The sequence below is a fragment of the Cupriavidus sp. UYPR2.512 genome, assembly GCF_000379565.1.
Lineage (GTDB): Bacteria > Pseudomonadota > Gammaproteobacteria > Burkholderiales > Burkholderiaceae > Cupriavidus.
The window spans coordinates 102,548-123,561 of record NZ_KB902898.1 but is presented as its reverse complement, the minus strand read 5'-3'; the positions used below and the strand labels follow the sequence as shown (position 1 = coordinate 123,561).

General features: G+C 66.7%; 18 protein-coding genes, 1 tRNA gene and 2 pseudogenes. 10 read left to right on the top strand and 11 right to left on the bottom strand.

Features of this window, described 5'->3' with window-relative positions; genetic code table 11:
* The 11 genes and pseudogenes from A3A5_RS0109665 to A3A5_RS0109615 all read right to left on the bottom strand — a co-directional run.
* Nucleotides 1-205: pseudogene (locus tag A3A5_RS0109665) on the bottom strand (hypothetical protein); the annotation flags it as partial.
* Nucleotides 206-331: 126 nt separating this feature from the next.
* Nucleotides 332-721 (bottom strand): hypothetical protein, encoded by a 390-nt coding sequence (locus A3A5_RS0109660; protein ID WP_018310387.1) that lies wholly within the window; start codon nt 719-721, stop codon nt 332-334.
* Nucleotides 722-927: 206 nt separating this feature from the next.
* A complete protein-coding gene (locus A3A5_RS0109655) occupies nt 928-1,332 on the bottom strand; it encodes a hypothetical protein (RefSeq protein ID WP_018310386.1) in 405 nt (134 codons plus the stop codon).
* Nucleotides 1,333-1,612: 280 nt separating this feature from the next.
* On the bottom strand, nt 1,613-3,511 hold the full coding sequence (locus A3A5_RS0109650; RefSeq protein WP_018310385.1) for a potassium transporter Kup: 1,899 nt from the start codon (nt 3,509-3,511) through the stop codon (nt 1,613-1,615).
* Nucleotides 3,512-3,828: 317 nt separating this feature from the next.
* On the bottom strand, nt 3,829-4,542 hold the full coding sequence (locus A3A5_RS0109645; RefSeq protein WP_026200624.1) for an ABC transporter ATP-binding protein: 714 nt from the start codon (nt 4,540-4,542) through the stop codon (nt 3,829-3,831).
* Nucleotides 4,539-5,309 (bottom strand): ABC transporter ATP-binding protein, encoded by a 771-nt coding sequence (locus A3A5_RS0109640; protein ID WP_018310383.1) that lies wholly within the window; start codon nt 5,307-5,309, stop codon nt 4,539-4,541. Before A3A5_RS0109640 ends, A3A5_RS0109645 begins: the two co-directional genes overlap by 4 nt.
* Nucleotides 5,306-6,393: pseudogene (locus A3A5_RS38055) on the bottom strand (branched-chain amino acid ABC transporter permease). The gene A3A5_RS0109640 and the pseudogene A3A5_RS38055 overlap by 4 nt, the downstream one beginning before the upstream one ends.
* 1 nt (nt 6,394) lies before the next feature.
* A complete protein-coding gene (locus A3A5_RS0109630) occupies nt 6,395-7,261 on the bottom strand; it encodes a branched-chain amino acid ABC transporter permease (RefSeq protein ID WP_018310382.1) in 867 nt (288 codons plus the stop codon).
* Nucleotides 7,262-7,462: 201 nt separating this feature from the next.
* Nucleotides 7,463-8,665, bottom strand: coding sequence for an ABC transporter substrate-binding protein (locus tag A3A5_RS0109625; RefSeq protein ID WP_013956428.1), 1,203 nt, complete (start codon nt 8,663-8,665; stop codon nt 7,463-7,465).
* Between the two features lie 120 nt (nt 8,666-8,785).
* Entirely contained in the window at nt 8,786-9,622 is an 837-nt protein-coding gene (locus A3A5_RS0109620; protein ID WP_018310381.1) for an alpha/beta fold hydrolase, read from the bottom strand.
* A gap of 35 nt (nt 9,623-9,657) precedes the next feature.
* Nucleotides 9,658-11,313 carry a benzoate-CoA ligase family protein gene (locus tag A3A5_RS0109615; RefSeq protein ID WP_018310380.1) on the bottom strand — a complete coding sequence of 552 codons (1,656 nt, stop codon included), beginning with the start codon at nt 11,311-11,313 and terminating at the stop codon, nt 9,658-9,660.
* Nucleotides 11,314-11,581: 268 nt separating this feature from the next.
* On the opposite strand from A3A5_RS0109615, the gene A3A5_RS0109610 reads away from it, so the two are divergent.
* The 10 genes from A3A5_RS0109610 to A3A5_RS0109565 all read left to right on the top strand — a co-directional run bounded on the left by A3A5_RS0109610 (nt 11,582) and on the right by A3A5_RS0109565 (nt 20,956).
* Entirely contained in the window at nt 11,582-12,541 is a 960-nt protein-coding gene (locus A3A5_RS0109610) for a helix-turn-helix transcriptional regulator (RefSeq protein ID WP_018310379.1), read from the top strand.
* A 106-nt stretch (nt 12,542-12,647) separates the two neighbouring features.
* Nucleotides 12,648-14,357, top strand: a complete 1,710-nt coding sequence (gene boxC / locus A3A5_RS0109605) for a 2,3-epoxybenzoyl-CoA dihydrolase (RefSeq protein ID WP_026200622.1) — start codon at nt 12,648-12,650, stop codon at nt 14,355-14,357.
* Nucleotides 14,358-14,392: 35 nt separating this feature from the next.
* The gene (boxB, locus tag A3A5_RS0109600; protein ID WP_018310377.1) at nt 14,393-15,817 is read left to right on the top strand and encodes a benzoyl-CoA 2,3-epoxidase subunit BoxB; all 1,425 of its coding nucleotides are present in this window, start codon (nt 14,393-14,395) and stop codon (nt 15,815-15,817) included.
* A 43-nt stretch (nt 15,818-15,860) separates the two neighbouring features.
* A complete protein-coding gene (gene boxA / locus A3A5_RS0109595; protein WP_018310376.1) occupies nt 15,861-17,111 on the top strand; it encodes a benzoyl-CoA 2,3-epoxidase subunit BoxA in 1,251 nt (416 codons plus the stop codon).
* A gap of 94 nt (nt 17,112-17,205) precedes the next feature.
* A complete protein-coding gene (locus A3A5_RS0109590) occupies nt 17,206-17,595 on the top strand; it encodes an MbcA/ParS/Xre antitoxin family protein (RefSeq protein ID WP_018310375.1) in 390 nt (129 codons plus the stop codon).
* Nucleotides 17,555-18,307: an RES family NAD+ phosphorylase gene (locus A3A5_RS0109585; RefSeq protein WP_026200621.1), complete on the top strand. Its 753-nt coding sequence runs from the start codon at nt 17,555-17,557 to the stop codon at nt 18,305-18,307. Before A3A5_RS0109590 ends, A3A5_RS0109585 begins: the two co-directional genes overlap by 41 nt.
* 122 nt (nt 18,308-18,429) lie before the next feature.
* A tRNA-Met gene (locus tag A3A5_RS0109580) sits at nt 18,430-18,505 on the top strand.
* 216 nt (nt 18,506-18,721) lie between these two features.
* On the top strand, nt 18,722-19,306 hold the full coding sequence (locus tag A3A5_RS0109575) for an NUDIX hydrolase (protein ID WP_011615057.1): 585 nt from the start codon (nt 18,722-18,724) through the stop codon (nt 19,304-19,306).
* A gap of 40 nt (nt 19,307-19,346) precedes the next feature.
* On the top strand, nt 19,347-20,099 hold the full coding sequence (aat, locus tag A3A5_RS0109570) for a leucyl/phenylalanyl-tRNA--protein transferase (protein WP_018310372.1): 753 nt from the start codon (nt 19,347-19,349) through the stop codon (nt 20,097-20,099).
* A 68-nt stretch (nt 20,100-20,167) separates the two neighbouring features.
* Nucleotides 20,168-20,956: an arginyltransferase gene (locus A3A5_RS0109565; protein ID WP_018310371.1), complete on the top strand. Its 789-nt coding sequence runs from the start codon at nt 20,168-20,170 to the stop codon at nt 20,954-20,956.
* The last annotated feature ends 58 nt before the right edge of the window (nt 20,957-21,014 follow it).

The following is a 21,014-nucleotide window of genomic DNA, read 5'->3' as shown; positions in this document are numbered from 1 at the left end:
CCGGATCCAGCTCTTCTTCCAGGTCCTTTAGCCCTTGTCTAATTGTTTTCGGGTCCATTTCAAACAGTTTCGCAATATATTCGAAACCGCCATGGCCCAGCTTGTCCGCCTCCACAGCCGCATACCGCCGTCGGTCCTTCTCCGACAAGCGCGCGTACAGCCGCTTCATCCGCGTTTCAACCTCAGCCCGGTAACCAGCCTGCATCGTTTGTCCTCCAGAGGCATCACATCTTACCCGCGTCGCTTTGCGCACGCCAGGTCCACTTCGGGAAGTTATTTCTCACTCGTTCCTTAGACAAAGGATGGGCGGCGCAAAAGCGCCGTCGATCACTCAGGACAGGCATTCCTCGCTGCCGCGTGCATCGCTGCGCGCGCCGTCGGTGAGACCATCGCGAGAACTGATACGCGCCCCTTCGGTAAAGGGATCGAAGCGTTCCATGCGCGCGCCATCCGTGTAGGGATCAGGCTTGCGCATTGCATCCCGGTTCGGATCAAAGCCACGGACCACGCACACTGACATGCTGCCGCGCGCCACCATGGGCCGCATTGCGGCCTCGGCGGCCGGACTGCGCGCGCCGTCCGTGAAGGCGTCGCGCTGCGCGTTGTGGCGCGGCACGGCAGCGGCCAGTGCTTCGCCATATGCACCGGCGTGGGCCGCATGACTGAACCCGGCGGCGAGTGCGGCAGCGACAAGCAGGGTCTTGGCAAAATTCTTACACATTGCTATCTCCAACAGGGATGCCGGCCGCATTGCCGCGACGGCACGCCTCATGCGGGCGATCGGCTACGAAACGGCACGGGCCGCACGGGATCGCCTCGAGCCGTGCCAGCCGTTGCCTGGCGCAAGCCGGCTGCCATCCCATCATGGCAGCGGCGCAGCGCCTGACTCCTGGATCAGTGGTATGCGGATGCGGGGAAGCGGCCGCCCTAGTGCAGCCATGCGAGCATCGCGAACAGCGCTGTCAGCGACGGCAGCAGCCGCGCCGGACTGCGCCCGAGTGCCGCCAGGCACGCCGACCCCCGGTCGGCGGCCAGTTGCACCGCGGCGTGCCAGGCAGCCGGATCCGGTGCCTGGCGTCCGCGCAGGGAGCGCGCCAGCGACAACGCGCGTCCCAGCTCGCGCGCCGGCGCGCCGTGATCGTGATTCAGCTCACGCAGTGAGGCGAGGCACGATTCCCAGTTCGCATGTGAATGACAGAAGACGTAGAGCAGCAGGAGCGCCGGCAGCAGCGGCGGCAGCCACGGCGGCAGCGCCCCTCGCAGCCGACGGATGCGACGGATACCGTCGGCATGCCGGCTGGACTGGCGAGACCACTGCTGCAACGCGCACATGGCACAGGCTCCTTCTGGAAGGGACCGTCATGAAGGCGGTCAGTGACAAGCTGAGGGTTGCATTGTGTGGCGAGGGGCGGTGTGCACGCATGAGGCCGGTGTCCCGGGTCGGGGTCCGCAATGCGCGACTTCCCGGGACAAGCGCCCCGAGGGCAGGGCTGCGGGTGGCGCATGGCAGGCAGGCGGCGCAAACCGGGCAGAAAGCAAAACCCCCGGGTCGCCTGGCGGCGCGTCCGGGGGTTGCCGAGTTCGACGGAAGCGGGCGCCGGGGCCCGCGCGTTCAGATCTCGACCTTGGTGCCCAGCTCCACCACCCGGTTGGCCGGGATCTGGAAGAAGTCCGACGGCTTGGCGCCGTTCTGGTGCATCCAGGCGAACAGGCTCTCGCGCCACATCGGCATGCCTGGCAGCTTGGACGGAATCACCGATTCGCGCGCGATAAAGAACGAGGTCTCCATCAACTCGAAGCGCATGCCAAGCTTGCGGTCGGCCAGTTCCAGCACCCGTTGCACATCGGGCGTTTCCTTGAAGCCGTATTCGGATTTCAGGATAAAGACGCCGCCGCCCAGGTCCTTGCAGCTCAGGCGCTGGTCGTCGTCCACGTAGGGGATATCGCGCGTGACAAAGGTCAGGAACACCACGCGCTCATGCAGCACGCGGTTGTGCTTCAGGTTGTGCAGCAACGACACGGGCACGGAATCGGTATTGCCGGTCAGGAACACCGCGGTGCCCTCGACCCGGTGCGGCGGGTGCGCCAGCAGCCCGGCGATAAAGGGCTCGAGCGGGATGCCGTCTTCCAGGCTGCGCGCGCGCAGGAGCTTGCGGCCGCCGTGCCAGGTCATCAGCAGGAAGAAGGCCGTCCCGCCCATCAACAGCGGGAACCAGCCGCCTTCGGCAATTTTCAGCAGGTTGGCCGAGAAAAATGCAAGGTCGACCAGCAGAAATGACAGGCCGATCAGCGTGACCAACGCTGGATGCCACTTCCAGACATTGCGCATCACGACCGCCGCCAGGAATGTCGTGATCACCATGGTTGTCGTGACGGCAATACCGTAGGCAGCAGCCAGGTTCTCAGATTTCTTGAACGCCACCACCACGATCACCACCAGTACCAGAAGGATCCAGTTGATCACCGGCAGGTAGATCTGGCCGATTTCCGCTGCAGAGGTATAGCGGATGCGCATGCGCGGCACGAAGCCCAGCTGGATGGCCTGGCTGGTCAGCGAGAAGGCTCCCGAGATCACGGCCTGCGAGGCAATCACAGTGGCGGCGGTCGCCAGCAGCACCATCGGCAGCTGCAACATGTCCGGCACCATCAGGTAGAAGGGGTTGGAGATGTTTGCCGGATTGTTCAGCAACATCGCGCCCTGGCCAAAATAGTTGAGCATCAGGCAGGGCATCACCAGCACGAACCACCCATAGCGGATCGGGCGCGCACCGAAGTGGCCCATGTCCGCGTACAGGGCCTCGGCACCGGTCAGCACCAGGAACACCGAACCCAGCACGACGAAGGCCTGCAGCGAATGCTCTATCAGGAAGCTCACCGCATAGTGTGGGCTGACTGCCAGAAGGATGCCCGGCGCTTTCACGAGGTGCAGCAGCCCCAGCGCGCCAAGCGCGATGAACCACACAACCATGATCGGGCCGAACAGCTTGCCCACGGCATGCGTGCCGCTGCGCTGGATGAAGAACAGCGCACACAGGATGACCAGCGTGATCGGAAGGACGAAATGCGACAGCCCCGGCGCGGCGATCTCCAGCCCTTCCACCGCCGACAGCACCGAGATTGCCGGCGTAATGACGGCATCGCCATAGAACATGCAGGCACCAAAGATGCCCAGCATCATCAGCAGCCGCGCCATGCGCGAACGCGGTGCCGCTGTGCGCAGCGCCAGCGCCATCAGAGCCAGCACGCCGCCCTCGCCGTCGTTATCGGCGCGCATCACGAACATCACGTATTTGAGCGAAACGACGATGATCATTGCCCAGAACAGCATCGAGATGATGCCCAGCACGGCATCAGGGCTGAACGGAACGCCGTGTTCCTGGCTGAAACATTCCTTGAGAGCGTACAGGGGGCTGGTGCCGATGTCGCCGAAGACGACGCCTACCGCACCGAGCACCAGGGCGCGCGTGCTCGGGCTCTCGACAAAATAATGGCTGGTTGTGGCTTGGGTCATGAAATTGGGTCTGCTCGACCAGATCGCCGGCAGGTTTGTTGGCTCTGCCGCGGTCCGGTCCCATCCAGCGCAACAGGTTGCTGCGCCGTTTCCGGTTCTGCTTGCGGTTCTTATTGCATTGCACAAACGCGCGCAATTCTAGTTGAACTACCGACTATCGACCACTGCGGCAAACAGCGATGCCGCTTTCGTGACTTCGCAAGCATGGGAGGGAAGCGGCGGATGGTCAAGCCCCGTCTGAGCAAAACAGCGTGACCTTGCGCGCGCAAGTGGCGTTGCGGCAGAGCAACAAAAGCGCCGCATGAGTCACCAGAAGTTCAAACGCCGAGATAGCGGTCCAGGGCTTCGGGCTTGCCGGCAAGGTCCGACGCGGGGCCAGACATCACCACCCGGCCCTTTTCCAGCACCACGGCGCGGTCGGCGTGCGCCAGCACCGAGCGGAAATTGCGGTCGACCACGACCGAGGCGATGCCGGTGCCGCGCACAGTGGCGATGACCGCCCAGATCTCGCGCACGATGCGCGGGGCCAGCCCTTCGGTGGCCTCGTCCAGCACCAGGCAGTCGGGATTGGTCATCAACGCGCGGCCGATGGACAGCATCTGCTGCTCGCCGCCGGACAGCTGCTGGCCGCCATGGGACAGGCGTTCCTTCAGGCGCGGGAACAGCTCGAGCACGCGCGCCTCGTCCCAGTCGTTGCGGCCGTTGCAGCCCTTGCGCGCGGCCATCAGCAGGTTTTCGCGCACCGACAGGCTGGGGAAGATGCCGCGGCCCTCCGGCACGTAGGCCACGCCCAGGCGCGCCACCTCGAACGGCTGCGCGCGCGAGACGTCGCGGCCGGCCACGCGGATCTGCCCCTGGCGCTGGCGCACATGGCCCAGCAGTGTGCGCAGCAGCGTGCTCTTGCCCATGCCGTTGCGGCCCAGCAGCCCGACCGTCTCGCCCACGCCCACGGTGAAGTCGACGTCGCGCAGCACGTGGCTGGAGCCATACCAGGCGTTGATACCGGTGGCTTCGATCATCGGGGCATTCATGCGGCCTCGCTCTCTTCCTCGCCCAGGTAAGCGACCTGGACCTCGTGGTTGGTCCGGATCGCCTCGGGGCTGCCCGTGGCAATCACGGCGCCGTTGACCATCACGGTGATGCGATCGGCAACCGAGAACACCGCGTCCATGTCATGTTCGACCAGCAGGATGGCGTGGCCCTCGCGCAGGCCGCGCAGAAGCGCCAGCATCCGCGCCGACTCTTCCGCGCCCATGCCGGCCAGCGGCTCGTCCAGCAGCAATGCGACCGGCTGCGTGGCCAGGCACATTGCCACCTCCAGCTGCCGCTTCTGGCCATGCGCCAGGTCGCTGGCAAGCCGGTCCGCCAGCGGCGCCAGGCCGGCCCGCTCCAGGGCCTCGTCGGCCAGCGTGGCGCTGGTGCGGCAGCCCTGGGCGCTTTCCCACAGCCGCCACGCCCGCTGCGCGCGCGATTGCGCGGCCAGCCGGCAGTTTTCGCGCACCGTCAGCGGCAGGAAGATATTGTTGCGCTGGTAGCTGCGCCCCACCCCATGGCGCGCCAGCCGCGGCTGCGACCAGCCGGTCACGTCCTCGCCCTTCAGGTGCAGGCGGCCGGACGACGGCGGCAGTTCGCCGGACAGCATATTGATCAGCGTGGACTTGCCCGCGCCGTTGGTGCCGATCACGGCATGGATCTCATGCAGCGCCAGCGACAGGTCGACGCCCGCCACGGCGGTGAGCCCGCCGAAGCGCCGGGTCAGCTGCTGCGCCTGCAGTACCGGGGTGTCCTGGGTTGTCATGCGGCCTCCGTGTTGCGGCGCTGACCATCGGCATTGCCGGGCGCCTCATCGGTCCCGGTCCCCGCATCGCCATTGCGCCGTCCGCGGCGACCGTGCCGCAACACCGACGGCAGGCTGACCAGCCCGCGCGGCAGCAGCGCCACCGCAACGATGATGAAGCCGCCCATCAGCAGCTGCCAGTGCCTGGTCAGCGTGCTGAACCACTCGGCCAGCAGCACGAACGAGAACGCGCCCAGCACCGCGCCGGCCAGGCTGCCCACGCCGCCCAGGATCACCATCAGCATGGCGTTGCCGGACTGGTGCCACGACGCGATCTCTGGATTGACGAAGCCAAACTGGATCGCATACAGAAACCCGGCCAGCCCCGCCAGCAGCCCGCCCGCGACAAAGGCGCCAGCTGGTAGCGGTAGGTGGCATAGCCGGCCGCGCGCATGCGCTGCTCGTTGTGGCGGATGCCGACCAGCGCGTGCCCGAAGCGCGAGCGCAGCACCAGCGCCAGCACCGCCACCGTCAGCACCAGCCCGATCCATACCAGCCAGTAGAAATGCGTGGGATCGTTGACCGTCAGCAGATGCTCGCCAGGCACCGGGAATTCCGGCCGGAAGTAGATATAGGTGCCATCGCTGCCGCCAGCGATCTTGGTGTCGTGGAAGACGAAATACACCATCTGCGCGAACGCCAGCGTCACCATGATGAAATACACGCCGCGGGTGCGCAGCACCAGCGCTCCCACCACCAGCGCCAGCAGCGCCGATGCGGCCAGCGCGCCCGCCAGCAGCAGCCAGCCATTGCCCGGCCCGGCCTGCGGCGCCAGGATTGCGGTGGCATACGCCGCCATGGCGAAGTACGCGGCATGGCCCAGGCTGACCAGCCCGGTATAGCCGATCAGCAGCTGCAGCGACAGCGCGAAGATCGCCATGATCATCACCTTGCTGAGCAGCTCGATGTAGAACTTGTTGCTGTCCGCGGTCAGCAGCAGCGGCAGCGCCGCCAGCACTGCGAACGCCACCAGCCAGCCCAGCCCGGTGGCCAGCGTGGCGTTGCGGAAGGAGTGCCGGCGCGCCGGCAATGTCGTCGGATTCATGTCATCCTGCCTTGAACAGCCCCTGCGGCTTCCACAGCAGGATCACCGCCATCAGCAGGTAGATCAGCACGCCGGCCGCCTCCTGCCAGAACACCTTGCCGAAGGTATCGACGAAGCCCAGCAGCAGCGACGCCACCAGCGCGCCCTTGACCGAGCCAATGCCGCCGATCACCACCACCACGAAGCAGACGATCAGCACCTGCGCGCCCATGCCCGGATAGACCGACGACACCGGCGCGGCGATCATGCCGGCCAGCACTGCCAGCGCCACGCCCAGCGCGAACACGAAACGGTACAGCACCGTGATGTTGATGCCCAGCGACTGCACCATCTCGCGGTTGGTGGCGCCGGCGCGGATCATCATGCCCAGCCGGGTGCGCCGGATCACGTAGTACATCGCCAGGGCCACCACCAGGCATATCGCGGAGATAAAGAGGCGGTACACCGGATAGGTCATGTCGTTGCCGATCGCCAACGCGCCGTCCAGCAGCGCAGGCACCTGCACGCCGTGCACGTCATCGCCGACCAGGATGCTGCGCAACTCCTCGAACACCAGGATCAGCCCGTAGGTCATCAGCACCTGCTGCAGGTGATCGCGCTCATACAGGTAGCTGAAGAAGGCCCATTCCAGCACGTAGCCGAATGCCACCGCCAGCACGATGCCGAGCGGGATGGCGATGAACAGGTTGCCGGTCAGGCCGGCGAGCGTGAAGGCCAGGTAGGCGCCCAGCATGTAGAAGCTGCCGTGGGCGAGGTTGATCACGCCCATGATGCCGAAGATCAGCGTCAGGCCGCTGGCCACCAGGAACAGCAGCAGGCCGTACTGCACACTGTTCAGGCACTGGATCAGGAAGGAGACGATATCCATGCGGGGTAATGGATCAAATTACCTACAGCGCCACACATGCCGGTGGCAGGCTCCCCTCTCCCGCGCGCGGGAGAGGGGNTGGGGGAGAGGGCCAGCGCTTGCGGGATGCGAAGGCCTGCACTTCGTGGGGGCTCCTGCCCTCTCCCCCCGCCCCTCTCCCGCAAGCGGGAGAGGGGAGCAAACCGACAGGCCGGGGTGGCCTTACAGCCGGCAGCCGCGCGCAGGATCAGCCAGTGCCTTCACCGCCACCGAGCTGACCTTGTTCTCGCGCCCGTCGACCTTGCGCAGGTAAAAGTCCTGCACCGGGTTATGCGCCTTGGACAGCGTGAAGGCGCCGCGCGGGCTGTCGATCCTGGCCGCGCCCATGGCCTTGTACAGGTCGGCCTTGCGCGTCATGTCGCCCTTCACCGCCGTGGCGCCGGCCGCCAGCAGCTGGGCGGCATCGTAGCCCTGCACTGCGTACACGTCGGGCTGCAGCTTGTAGGTCTTGGCGTAGTCCAGGCGGAAGTTCTTGTCGCGCGGGTTGGTCAGGCCATCGGCGTAATGCAGCGTGGTTTCCAGCCCCTGCGCGGCATTGCCCTGTGCTTCGAGCGTGCCGTCGGTCAGGAAGCCCGAGCCGTACAGCGGGATCTTGTCCTTGAGCCCCGCCGCAGCCCAGTCCTTGACGAACTTGACCGCGCCGCCGCCGGCAAAGAACACGAACACGGCGTCAGGCTTGAGCGACGCCACTTCGGTGATCAGCGCCTGGAACTCGACATTGGGGAACGGCAGGTTCAGTTCCTTCACCACCTTGCCGCCCTTGGCCTCGAACGCTTCCTTGAAGCCTTTCACCGACTGTTCGCCGGCGGCGTACTTCCAGGTCAGCGTCACCACCTTCTTCAGGCCGCGCTCGCCAAGCACCTGGCCCATGGCGTAGCCCGGCTGCCAGTTCGAGAACGAGGTGCGGAAGATATTGGGGCCGCACAGCGGACCAGTTGCCTCGTCCACGCCGGCATTGGGGATGATCAGCAGCGTGTTGTTCTCCTTGGCCACCTTGACGATGCCCATCTGCACGCCCGAATGCACCGTGCCGACCACCACGTCGACCTGGTCGCGCTTGACCAGCTTGGTGGCGTTCTCGGGCGCCTTGGCCGGATCGGATTCATCGTCGACCTTGAAGTACTCGATGTCGCGTCCGCCGAGCTTGCCGCCCTGCTGCTGCACGTACATGCGGAAGCCGTTCTCGATGGCCGTACCCAGGGCCGCGTAGGTGCCGGTGTACGGCAGCATGAAGCCGACCTTGATCTTTCCCCCTGGCGCAGCGGGTGCGGGGGCCGCAGGCTGCGCGGACGCGCCGGCCATGGCAAAGACGGTGGCGACGGCAAGGCAGGCAGGCGCAAGCCTGCGCGAGGTGAAGCGACGCATGGTGTCTCCTGGTGGTCAAGCCGGTGGCTCGCTGGACCGTTGCCGGTCACCCCTGCCCTTGCCATGTCCCGCGCTGGCGCATGCACCGTGAGGACCCTTCACAACAGGCGGGAAGCCGAATTATTTTAGGTTTGAAGTATGCAGATTTATATGCCGAACGGCAGCCAGCGTCAACGGTTCTTTTTGGTCCCGGTGTGGCGAATGCCCGCATCGCGCGAGTTTAAGCAAGGTGGTCTGGGGGGCATATCGATGGATACCCTCGATCTGCGCCATGGTGCCGTACTCGTCGTCCTCGCCCTGCGCGGCCAGCACCGGGCAGCGCAGTCCGGGCAGCAGCGGACGCAGGTCCCACTGGCGGAACCCGGGGTCGAGCCAGATATCGTTCCAGCCCCAGAAGGCCGAATCGACGTCGTCATGATGGCGCGCCAGCCGCTGGCGCAGGTCGGTTTCCAGGTAAGCCTGGCGCGCGCCCGCGATGCTACGCACCGACAGGTCTTCGACCATGATATGCGGCGCCAGCACGGTGATGCCGGCAACCGCCTGTGGCAAGCTGGCGGCGTGGATCAGCGCGATCGAGCCGCCATCGCTGTGGCCCAGCAGCCACGGCATGCCGTGCGTGCGGCCGGGACCGATGTCGAGCGCATCGAACAATGCGGGCAGCGCCTCGCGTGCCTGGCGATGCATGAAGTCGGGACGCCATTTTTCGTCGTGCGGCCGCGGCGTGGAACGACCGTAGCCGTAGCGCGAGAACACCAGGCCGCGATAGTCGCCGGCCTCGCAAAAATCGCGCGGAAAATCGCGCCACATGCTGACCGAGCCCAGCCCCTCATGCAGGAACACCACCAGCGGGCGCTGCGCGCGTTCAGGCCGCAGCCACTGGTACTCGATCCGGATACGGCGGTTGTCGAAGGGAATTTCCACCAGGCTGCTTGGCATGGCCACGTTGTTGTCTTGCATCGGTTCAGAAGAGATGTCCAGCGGCTACGGGCGCTTCATTGCGCCGTCTCACGCGCGGCCTGCTCGCGCTGGCGCAGGCGGAAGCGCTGGATCTTGCCGGTCGCGGTCTTGGGCAATTCGGGCACGCATTCGATCTGGCGCGGGTACTTGTACGGCGCGAGACGCGATTTGATAAAGGCCTGCAGTTCCGCCGCCATGCCGTCATGCCATTGCTGGCCGGGCCGCAGCACGACAAAGGCCTTGGGCTTGACCAGTTCGTCGGCATCCGTGACGCCGATCACCGCCGCCTCCAGCACGGCCGGGTGCTGCGCCAGCGCGGCCTCGACCTCGAACGGCGACACGTAGATGCCGCCGACCTTGAGCATGTCGTCGCTGCGGCCGGCATAGGTGTAGTAGCCATCGGCATCGCACAGGTACTTGTCGCCGCTGCGCGTCCATTCCCCGACAAAGGTATCGCGGCTCTTGTCGCGGTTGCACCAGTACATCAGCGCGGCACTGGGGCCCTTGATATAGAGATCGCCGATCTCGCCGGGCGCGCACGGCTCGCCGCGCTCGTCCAGCAGCTTCAGCGCGTAGCCAGGCACCGGCTTGCCAGTAGTGCCGTAGCGCACCTCACCCGGCCGGTTCGACAGGAAGATATGCAGCATCTCGGTGGAGCCGATGCCATCCAGGATGTCGCAGCCGAAATGCGCCAGGAAGCGTTCGCCGATATCGCGTGGCAGGGCCTCGCCGGCAGAGGTGCATACACGCAATGCCACCTCGGCCCGCGGCGGCAGCTCAGGCGCGGCCAACATGCCCGCAAACAGCGTGGGCACGCCGCAGAACACCGTGGGCCGCTGCTCGCGCAGCCGCCTGAACACGGCCGCCGGCGTGGGCCGCTCGGCCATCAGCACGGCGGTGGCGCCGACTGACATCGGAAAGGTCAGCGCATTGCCCAGCCCATAGGCAAAGAACAGCTTGGCGGCCGAGAACACCACGTCGTCCTCGCGGATCCCCAGCACCTGGCGGGCATACAGGTCAGCCGTATGGAACAGGTTGCCATGCGTGTGCACGGTGCCCTTGGGCCGTCCGGTCGAGCCCGACGAATACAGCCAGAACGCCATGTCGTCTGGGCCGCTGCACACGGTCTGCGCGGGAGAACGCGTGCGCGCCAGCATCGCGCCCACGCTGCACGCCGGTGCGCCATCGGCATGCGGCGCCGCCTGGATCACCATCGGCGCCAGCGCGCTCTTCTCGATGGCGGCCTTCATCACCGGCAGCAGCGGCTCCGACACCACCACGGCGCGCGCGCCGCTATGGCCAAGCATGTAGGCGTAATCGTCCGCGGTCAGCAGGGTATTGACCGCCACCGGCACCACCCCCACCAGCAGGCAGCCAAGGAACACCGTAGGGAAATCAACGGTATCGAGCGCGCACAGCAGCAGCCGCTCTTCCTGGCGCAAGCCCGCGTCGCGCAGCGCTCCGGCAAAGCGTCGGGCACGGGCATCGAGCTCGGCATAAGTCAGCGAGGTGGTGTCATCGATGTAGGCTGCCTTGGCCCCGCGCCCTGCCTCGAGATTGCGCGACAGCAGGTCTTCGGCGGCGTTGTAGCGGGTGGGCAGTGCCGCAACGACATCGGTGGTGGGTGGAACAGCCGGCGGCACGGGCGATGCAGCCGCTGGCATGCCGGCGGCGGTATTGGGGGGCGTCATTGTCTCCACTCCTTGGTGTCGCGCCGCGGGCCATGGGCGCCGCGCCAACGTCAGTCCAGTCGCTGTTCTGTTTGCCGATGTCCGCCAATGTGCATTCCGGCATCCGCTAGTTAATGCATTTTATTTCATATCAACTATTATGCAAGCGAGGGGATGCACTATAGGACAGGCTTTATCGAACCGACTGCCTGCCGCGCCACTTGGCGCACCAAGGCTGCTCGTATAATGCGCCCTTGCTTTTCCTGCCGGTCAACCCGAAACCACCACCATGCGCCGCGATCCCGCCCCGCTGCCCGCCAACGAGACCGATGCCGACACGCGCCCTGCCGGGGACGCGCCCGCTGCAGCCGCCAACGCCGAGCGCGACCCCTACCTGACGCTGCTGGGCGAGCGCATCCGCTCGCTGCGCGCCTCGCGCGGCATGTCACGCAAGGACCTGGCGCGCGGCGCCGGCGTGTCCGAGCGCTACCTGGCCAACCTGGAAACCGGCACCGGCAATGCGTCGGTGCTGCTGCTGCGCCAGGTGGCGCGCGCGCTCGACGTGCCGCTGCCGGTGGTGCTGGCCGAAGTGGACGGCCTGAACGGCGAGCAGGCCACCGAGTTTGCGCAGATGGTGCAATGGCTGGCGCAGTTGCCCGCAGGCGAACTGGCGCGCGTGCGTGAAGCCTGCCGCCATGCACTGGCCCCCGCAGGGTCCGGCGATGCGCGCCAGCGCCGCATCGCGCTGATCGGCCTGCGCGGCGCCGGCAAGTCGACCCTGGGCCGCGCGCTGGCTGCGGCCAGGGACGTGCCCTTTGTCGAACTGAACACGGTGATCGAGCAGGAAGCCGGCGCCAGCCTGTCGGAAATCCATTCGCTCTACGGCCAGGCGGCCTACCGCCGCTACGAAATGCGCGCACTGGAGCGCATCCTGCGCGAGCACGACCGCCTGGTGCTGGCCACGCCGGGCAGCCTGGTCTCTGAACCCGCCACCTTCAACCTGCTGCTGTCGCAGTGCTACACCATCTGGGTGCGCACCTCGCCGGAGGAACACATGGCGCGCGTCGTGGCCCAGGGCGACATGCGGCCGATGGAAGGCAACCGCGAGGCCATGGCCGACCTGCGCCGCATCCTGCAGGCACGCGCGCCGCTCTATGACCGCGCCGATATCTCGATCGACACCAGCGGCCAGGACGCCGCCGCCTCGCTGCAACAGTTGCGCGCCCAGCTGCAGGCCGCCGGCGCCTGACTACCCGCCGGCCGCGCACGGCTGACAAAGACATTGCGCCGGCCGTCTCCATGCACTATATTTCATCAAAAGCCGCAAGGCACTATAGTGCACTCAGGAGACAACCATGTCCGCGCCGGCAACCACCCCACTACGCCCTGACCAGGCAGATGCCTCGTCAGACAGGCCCGCCCCCGTCACCTTCGAGCGTCATCCCGACCAGTACCACCACTGGAAACTAAGTTTCGGCGGCCCCGTCGCCACGCTGGCGATGGACGTCGACGAGGAAGGCGGACTGCGCCCCGGCTACGCGCTGAAGCTCAATTCCTACGACCTTGGCGTCGACATCGAACTCCACGACGCGCTGCAGCGCATCCGCTTCGAACACCCTGAAGTGCGCACCGTGGTGCTGACCAGCGCGCGCGACCGCATCTTCTGCTCGGGCGCCAATATCTTCATGCTGGGGCTGTCGTCGCATGCGTGGAAGGTCAACTTCTGCAAGTTCACCAACGAGACCCGCAATGCCATCGAAGATGCCAGCCGGCATTCGGGGCTGAAGTTCATCGCCGCCTGCAATGGCACCACCGCCGGCGGCGGCTATGAACTGGCGCTGGCGTGCGACGAGATCGTGCTGGTCGATGACCGCTCGTCCGCGGTAAGCCTGCCCGAGGTGCCGCTGCTGGGCGTGCTGCCCGGCACCGGCGGGCTCACGCGCGTGACCGACAAGCGCCATGTGCGCCGCGTCCATGCCGATATCTTCTGCACCACCACCGAGGGCGTACGCGGGCAGCGCGCCAAGGACTGGAAGCTGGTCGATGAAGTGGTCAAGCCGGCCCGCTTCGCCGAGTACGTCGCCGAGCGCGCGGCGGCGCTGGCGGCCACCAGCGACCGCCCCCAGGGCCACCACGGCATCACGCTGACACCGCTGTCGCGCACCATCGAGCCCGACGGCTACCGCTACGAGACCGTGCGCGTGCATGTCGATGCCGCGGCACGCAAGGCCACGGTCACCGTGTTCGGGCCGGACAAGCACCAGCCCGCCGACCTTGCCGGCGTGGTCTCGGCCGGCGCGCAATGGTGGCCGCTGAAGATGTCGCGCGAACTGGACGACGCCATCCTGACGCTGCGCACCAACCATCTCGATATCGGCATCTGGGTGCTGAAGACCGATGGCGACCCTGCCGCGGTGCTGGCGGCCGATGCCCTGCTGCACGCGCACGCTGGCCACTGGTTCGTGCGCGAGACCATCGGCATGCTGCGCCGCACGCTGGCGCGGTTCGATGTGTCCTCGCGCAGCCTGATTGCGCTGATCGAGCCGGATTCGTGCTTTGCCGGCACGCTGCTGGAACTGGCGCTGGCCGCCGACCGCAGCTACATGCTGCACCTGCCCGACGCCCCCGACGACGCACCGCGCGTGTTCGTCTCGGCGCTCAACTTCGGCCACTACCCCATGCCCAACGGCCAAACCCGGCTGGCGGCGCGCTTCTACGGTGACGAGGCCGCGCTCACGGCGGTGCGCGAGCATATCGGCGCGCCGCTGGATGCGCTCAGCGCCGACTCGCTCGGGCTGATCACCGCCGCGCCCGACGATATCGACTGGGAGGACGAAATCCGCCTCGCCCTGGAAGAACGCGCCAGCCTGTCGCCGGATGCATTGACCGGGATGGAAGCCAACCTGCGCTTCGGCGGCGCCGAGACCATGGAAACGCGCATCTTCGGCCGCCTGACCGCATGGCAGAACTGGATCTTCCAGCGCCCCAACGCCGTTGGCGAGAACGGCGCGCTGAAGGTCTTCGGCAGCGGCAACAAGGCACGCTTCGACTGGGACCGGGTGTAGCGCCCGGGCCCCGCCAGACAACAAGGAGACAGCACGTGAGCATCGACTACAGCCAGAAGATCCCCAACAACGTCAACCTGTCCGACGACCGCGCGCTGCAGCGCGCGCTGGAACACTGGCAACCGGCGTTCCTCGACTGGTGGCGCGACATGGGGCCTGACGGCTCGGACAACTTCGATGTCTACCTGCGCACCGCGGTGTCGGTCGATCCATCGGGCTGGGCGCATTTCGACCACGTCAAGATGCCGGACTACCGCTGGGGCATCTTCCTGCAGCCGGCCGACCCCGAGCGCAGGATCCACTTCGGCGAGCACAAGGGCGAAGCCGCCTGGCAGGACGTGCCGGGCGAGCACCGCGCCAACCTGCGCCGCATCATCGTCACGCAGGGCGACACCGAGCCCGCCTCGGTCGAGCAGCAGCGCCATCTGGGCCTGACCGCGCCGAGCCTGTATGACCTGCGCAATCTGTTCCAGGTCAATGTGGAGGAAGGCCGCCACCTGTGGGCAATGGTGTACCTGCTGCACCGCTACTTCGGCCGCGACGGCCGCGAAGAAGCCGAGGCGCTGCTGGAGCGCCGCTCGGGCGACCAGGACAATCCGCGCATCCTCGGCGCCTTCAACGAGCGCACACCGGACTGGCTGGCGTTCTTCATGTTCACCTACTTCACCGACCGCGACGGCAAGTTCCAGCTGTGCGCGCTGGCCGAATCCGGCTTCGATCCGCTGGCGCGCACCACGCGCTTCATGCTGACCGAGGAAGCGCACCACATGTTCGTGGGCGAATCAGGCGTGTCGCGCGTGATCCAGCGCACCTGCGAGGTGATGCGCGAACGCGGCATCGAAGACCCCGACGAAGTGCGGGCCGCGGGGGTGATCGACCTGGAGACCATCCAGCGCTACCTGAACTTCCACTACAGCGTCACCATCGACCTGTTCGGCGCCGACCAGTCGTCCAACGCCGCCACCTTCTACAGCGCCGGCCTGAAGGGCCGTTTCGAGGAAGGCAAGCGCGCCGACGACCACGTGCTCAAGAGCGATGTCTACCGCGCGCCGGAAGTGCGCGACGGCCGCCTGGGCGAGCGCGAGGTGCCGATGCTCAACGCGCTCAATGAAGTGCTGCGCGACGACTACATCAAGGACAGCATGGGCGGCGTGGCGCGCTGGAACAAGGTCATCGAAAAGGCCGGCATCGCGTTCCGCCTGACCGTGCCGCACAAGGCCTTCAACCGCAAGATCGGCACGCTGGCCAATGTGCGTGTCTCACCCGGGGGCCAGCTGATTGCCGAAGCCGAGTGGAAGGCCAACCAACGCAAGTGGCTGGCCACCGACGAAGACCGCGCCTTTGTTGCCTCGCTGATGGGCCGCGTGGCGGAGCCGGGCAAGTACGCCAACTGGATCGCGCCGCCGGCGGTGGGCATCAACCGACAGCCGATGGATTTCGAGTACGTGCGTTTCAACTGAACCAGAACAACAAGGACAGGCCAGGAGCCACCGGAGACACGCCATGGGCGCCCCCGACATCATCAAGCAGCACCTGATCGATCCGGAAATCTGCATCCGCTGCAATACCTGCGAGGACACCTGTCCGATCGATGCCATCACCCACGACGACCGCAACTACGTGGTCAGGGCGGACGTGTGCAACGGCTGCAACGCCTGCCTTTCGCCCTGCCCGACCGGCGCCATCGACAACTGGCGCACCATGCTGCGCGGCCAGGCCTACCCGATCGCGGCGCAACTGCTATGGGACGAGTTGCCGGCCGAGGTGCCGCTGCCGGAACTGGCCGACCTGGGTGAGGCGCCGCAGGCAACCCTAGGCAGCGGCACGGCAACCGGCGCCGCGCCCGACGCCGCCATCCAGTCCGTGGAAATCAGCCGCCACACCTCGCCGCGCGCGCCGTGGTCGGCGGCCCATCCCTATGTGAATCTGCATGGCGTGCGCGCGCCGGTCACGGCAACCGTGGCCGGCAACTACCGGCTGACCGCCGCGGACGCGTCCAGCGACATCCACCATATCGTGCTGGATTTCGGCACGCACTTCTTCCCGATCCTGGAAGGCCAGTCGATCGGCATCGTGCCGCCCGGCACGGATGCGTCGGGCAAGCCGCACTACATCCGCATGTACTCGGTGGCCAGCCCGCGCGACGGCGAGCGCCCGGGCTACAACAACCTGGCGCTGACCGTCAAACGGGTCGACCAGGACCACGACGGCAAGCCGGTGCGGGGCGTCGCGTCCAACTACCTGTGCGACCTGGCCAAGGGCGACAACGTACAGGTGGTGGGCCCGTTCGGATCGACCTTTCTGATGCCCAACCATGCCGAGGCCAGCATCATGATGATCTGCACCGGCACGGGCTCCGCGCCGATGCGCGCCATGACCGAGCGCATGCGCCGCAACATGGCGCACTTCGGCGGGCGCCGGCAGCTGTTCTTCGGTGCGCGCAACGCCAACGAACTGCCCTATTTCGGCCCGCTGCTGAAGCTGCCCAAGGACTTCCTGGAGATCCATTTCGCCTTCTCGCGCGAGCCCGCCGCGCCACGCCGCTACGTGCAGGACGCGATCCGCGAGGCCGCGGACAGCGCCGCCGCCCTGCTGGCCGATCCCAACGGCCATGTCTATATCTGCGGACTGAAGGGTATGGAGGCGGGCGTGCTGGAAGCATTCGAAGCGGTGTGCGCCGGCGCCGGGCACGCCTGGCCCGAGATTGAGGCCACCATGAAGGCGGAGGGCCGACTCCATATCGAGACCTACTGACGCGGGACCCCGCAGTTCGCTGGTCTTTTCACCAATCGCTTCCCTTCTGAAATGCATCGCCTATAATATTTCTCAAGAAACAGGAGTGATGGCGATGCAATCCAGGCGGATTCCGGAAACCGATCCCGCCGGCGGCCCCGACCCCGGCACCACGCTGACCAAGGCTGTGATGCGCGCCGCTGGCTTCCTCGGCATCAGCCAGGCCGTGGTGGCAACCGTGCTGGGCATCAGCACGGCATCGGTGTCGCGCATGGCGTCTGGCGGCTATGTGCTCGATGCGCACCGCAAGGAGTGGGAATTCGGCGTGCTGTTCGTGCGCCTGTTCCGATCGCTGGATGCCATCCTGGGCCACGGTGACCAGGCCCGGCTATGGCTGACCAATGAAAACCTGGCGCTGGGCGGCAAGCCCCTTGAAATGATCCGCACAACGGAAGGTCTGGTCCGTGTCGTTCACTACCTGGACGCCACCCGCGGTCGCATCTGAGCGCCGGCAGTTCGCGCTCACGCTGTGGCGGGCGGTGGAGGCCCAGCACGTCGTGTCCACCATGCCGCTGGTCGACAGCCTGGAAGAACAGGCTGTGCTGGAAGCCGTGCTCGACGCCGGCAAACCCGCCGTGCCCGCCGAGGCACGCCACCTGCACTACCTGCTGTTCACCCCGTTCCGCTATCCGCCCTCGCCCTGGGGCTCGCGCTTTCGCGCCAGCCAGGATCCGGGCGTGTTCTACGGCGCCAACGAGATCCGCACCGCCTGCGCCGAACTCGGCTACTGGCGCTGGCGCTTCCTCAACGACAGCCCGGCGCTGCCGCGCATCGACGCCCGTGCGCAGACGCTGTTCGAAGTGCGCGTCGACACCTGGGGCGTGGCGCTGGACACACCGCCGTTCGACCAGGACCACGCAACCTGGACCAACCCCGTCCACCACGAGCCCTGCCAGGCCTTCGGCCGCATCGCGCGCGAGGCCGGCCTCGGCATGATCCGCTACACCTCAGTGCGCGATCCCCGGCATGGCCCCTGCGGCGCGGTGCTGACTCCGCGTGCGTTCTCCCACCCGGCGCCGCTGGCCACCACCACCTGGATGCTGACGGTACGCCGCGACCGCGTGATCTGGCAGCGCGACGACCTGCAGCAGCGCGACAGCTTCGAATTCGAAGCCGCGCTGTGGCAGCGCACCATCGATAACGCCGGCAACGGCTGAACCTCTGCCCCGTGCCGGCAATCTAATCGTTATGGCAGGCGGCAATGCTCATCGCTGGAAGGTATTCTTAAACAGGTGTTGCATTGCGCAACCAGATGCTATATAGTCTTCTCTTCGACGGACGCGGGGTGGAGCAGTTGGCAGCTCGTCGGGCTCATAACCCGAAGGTCGCAGGTTCAAGTCCTGCCCCCGCAACCAACCGCATGATGCGTATCAGCGGCACCGTCAAAGCAGATAAACCCGCCTCCGGCGGGTTTTTTGTTTTCTAGTGCTCTCCGACACCGGGCGACCCGATGCTGCCCTCCGTGCAGCGCCCGTCTGCCTTGGTCCCAGGGTGCCCCACCACCCCAATCATGCCTGCCGGCCCCCTCGGCGAGGGTGATACACTTTCGCCATTCCTCCCGGACGCCCCTCATGAAATTCTGCTCGAACTGTGGTCATGCGGTCGTATTGCGCGTGCCTGACGGCGACAACCGCCCGCGCAGTGTTTGCGACAACTGCGGCACCATCCACTACGTCAATCCCCGCAACGTTGTCGGCACGATCCCGGTGTGGGAAGACAAGATCCTGCTGTGCAAGCGCGCGATCGAGCCGCGCTACGGGTTCTGGACCCTGCCGGCGGGCTTCATGGAGATCGGCGAAACCACCGCACAGGCTGCCTCTCGCGAGACGCTGGAAGAAGCCGGGGCGCGCGTGCAGGTCGGCGAGCTGTTCTCGATCCTGAACGTGCCGCATGTGCACCAGGTGCATCTTTTCTACCTGGCCACGCTGGATGACCTGGATATCGCCCCCGGCGAGGAAAGCCTGGAGGTCAAGCTGGTGGAAGAGGCCGATGTGCCCTGGGATGAACTGGCATTCCCCACCGTGATCCACACCCTGCGCTGCTTCTTTGCCGACCGCGCCGCCGGGCGGCTGCAGGACGGCAGCTTCCGGCTGCACAGCCTGGATATCGACAAGCCCATGCGCCCGCTGACCAGCCGGGCCACGGTCACGCCCTGAGCGGCGCAGCTGCCGCGCATCGCCCTACGGCGCAGCCCGCATGATTGCCTGGCTGGACCCGCAAGACCCGTTTCCGCCGGTTGACGAGGCGCTCGGGCCCGATTCCGAGGCCCCCGGCCTGCTCGCCGCCAGCCGCGACCTGTCGCCCCAGCGGCTGCTGCTGGCGTACCGTCAGGGCATCTTCCCGTGGTATTCGAGCGGCCAGCCGGTGCTGTGGTGGAGCACCGATCCGCGCATGGTGCTGCCCCCGCCGGCGCTGCGCGTCTCTCTGAACCTGCGCAAGACCCTGCGGCGCGTGCTGCGCGATGCTGACTGGGAAATCCGCGTCGACGACGACTTCCTGGCGGTCATGCGCGCCTGTGCGACCACGCCGCGCGACGGCCAGGATGGCACCTGGATCACCGACGACATCATTGCCGCGTACGGTGCGCTGCACCGCAACGGCATGGCCCATTCCGTCGAAAGCTGGTACCGCGGCGAACGCGTGGGCGGCCTGTATGGGGTGGCGCTGGGGCGGATGTTCTTCGGCGAATCGATGTTCGCACACCGCACCGACGCCTCAAAGATTGCGCTGGCGGCGCTGTGCGCGTTCCTCGGCAATCACGGCGTGGCGATGATAGACTGCCAACAGGAAACCGACCACCTGGCCTCGCTGGGTGCGCGCCCGATCCCCCGCGCGGAATTCGTGGCCCATGTGCGGGCGGCGACGGCGCAGCCAGCGATCAGCCCGTGGCGGTTCGACAAATCGGTGCTGGAGCGCTGGGCCGGGACGCCAGCCGCGCCAGCTGGCTGAAACCTGGCACGGGACGCCCCGCTGACTGCGCGTCCGGCCGCATCGTCCCGCCCGGAGCCCCCTGAGTCATGAGCAAGCTGAAGGAACTTCCGCTCTCCGCGCTGCAGTTCTATGCCACGGCGCCCTACGCTTGCAGCTATCTCGACGGCCGCATGGCACGCTCCCAGGTCGCCACCCCGGCGCACCTGATCAATGCCGACGTCTATTCACGCCTGGTGCGCGCCGGCTTTCGCCGCAGCGGCATCTTCACCTACCGGCCTTATTGCGACGAATGCCATGCCTGCACGCCATGCCGCGTGGTGGTCGACCAGTTCGCGCCGGACCGCTCGCAGCGCCGCGCCTGGAGCCGGCACCAGCACCTGCAGGCACTGGTCGCGCCGCTGACCTATGTCGAAGAGCATTACTCGCTGTACCTGCTGTACCAGTCGATGCGCCACGCCGGCGGCGGCATGGACCAGGACAGCCGCGACCAGTATGAACAGTTCCTGCTGCAGAGCCGCGTCAACTCGCGCCTGGTGGAGTTCCGCGAACCGCCGGGCTCGCCCGAGGCCGGGCGCCTGCGCATGGTCAGCATGATCGACGTGCTCGACGACGGGCTGTCGTCGGTCTACACCTTCTATGACCCGCTTGAGCGCAACGCCAGCTATGGCACCTACAACATCCTGTGGCAGATCCGCCAGACGCTTGAGCTGGGCCTGCCGCACCTCTACCTGGGCTACTGGATCGCCGACAGCCGCAAGATGGCCTACAAGGCACGCTTCCGGCCGCTGCAGGTGCTGACCGGCAACCACTGGCATGCGTTCGAGGACGAAGCCGGGGATGCGGCCAGTCCGGCGCCTGCACCCACCCGGGAATAGCCAGGCCGCAGCATCCGGCCGCGCGCTGCCCGGGCATGCAGCCCAGCCGCTACAATGC

Excerpts from the sequence above, each read along its gene's own strand:
- A3A5_RS0109660 (WP_018310387.1), bottom strand. The coding sequence starts at position 721 with ATGTGTAAGAATTTTGCCAAGACCCTGCTTGTCGCTGCCGCACTCGCC.
- A3A5_RS0109655 (WP_018310386.1), bottom strand. The coding sequence starts at position 1,332 with ATGTGCGCGTTGCAGCAGTGGTCTCGCCAGTCCAGCCGGCATGCCGAC.
- A3A5_RS0109650 (WP_018310385.1), bottom strand. The coding sequence starts at position 3,511 with ATGACCCAAGCCACAACCAGCCATTATTTTGTCGAGAGCCCGAGCACG.
- A3A5_RS0109645 (WP_026200624.1), bottom strand. The coding sequence starts at position 4,542 with ATGAATGCCCCGATGATCGAAGCCACCGGTATCAACGCCTGGTATGGC.
- A3A5_RS0109640 (WP_018310383.1), bottom strand. The coding sequence starts at position 5,309 with ATGACAACCCAGGACACCCCGGTACTGCAGGCGCAGCAGCTGACCCGG.
- A3A5_RS0109630 (WP_018310382.1), bottom strand. The coding sequence starts at position 7,261 with ATGGATATCGTCTCCTTCCTGATCCAGTGCCTGAACAGTGTGCAGTAC.
- A3A5_RS0109625 (WP_013956428.1), bottom strand. The coding sequence starts at position 8,665 with ATGCGTCGCTTCACCTCGCGCAGGCTTGCGCCTGCCTGCCTTGCCGTC.
- A3A5_RS0109620 (WP_018310381.1), bottom strand. The coding sequence starts at position 9,622 with ATGCAAGACAACAACGTGGCCATGCCAAGCAGCCTGGTGGAAATTCCC.
- A3A5_RS0109615 (WP_018310380.1), bottom strand. The coding sequence starts at position 11,313 with ATGACGCCCCCCAATACCGCCGCCGGCATGCCAGCGGCTGCATCGCCC.
- A3A5_RS0109610 (WP_018310379.1), top strand. The coding sequence starts at position 11,582 with ATGCGCCGCGATCCCGCCCCGCTGCCCGCCAACGAGACCGATGCCGAC.
- boxC (WP_026200622.1), top strand. The coding sequence starts at position 12,648 with ATGTCCGCGCCGGCAACCACCCCACTACGCCCTGACCAGGCAGATGCC.
- boxA (WP_018310376.1), top strand. The coding sequence starts at position 15,861 with ATGGGCGCCCCCGACATCATCAAGCAGCACCTGATCGATCCGGAAATC.
- A3A5_RS0109590 (WP_018310375.1), top strand. The coding sequence starts at position 17,206 with ATGCAATCCAGGCGGATTCCGGAAACCGATCCCGCCGGCGGCCCCGAC.
- A3A5_RS0109575 (WP_011615057.1), top strand. The coding sequence starts at position 18,722 with ATGAAATTCTGCTCGAACTGTGGTCATGCGGTCGTATTGCGCGTGCCT.
- aat (WP_018310372.1), top strand. The coding sequence starts at position 19,347 with ATGATTGCCTGGCTGGACCCGCAAGACCCGTTTCCGCCGGTTGACGAG.
- A3A5_RS0109565 (WP_018310371.1), top strand. The coding sequence starts at position 20,168 with ATGAGCAAGCTGAAGGAACTTCCGCTCTCCGCGCTGCAGTTCTATGCC.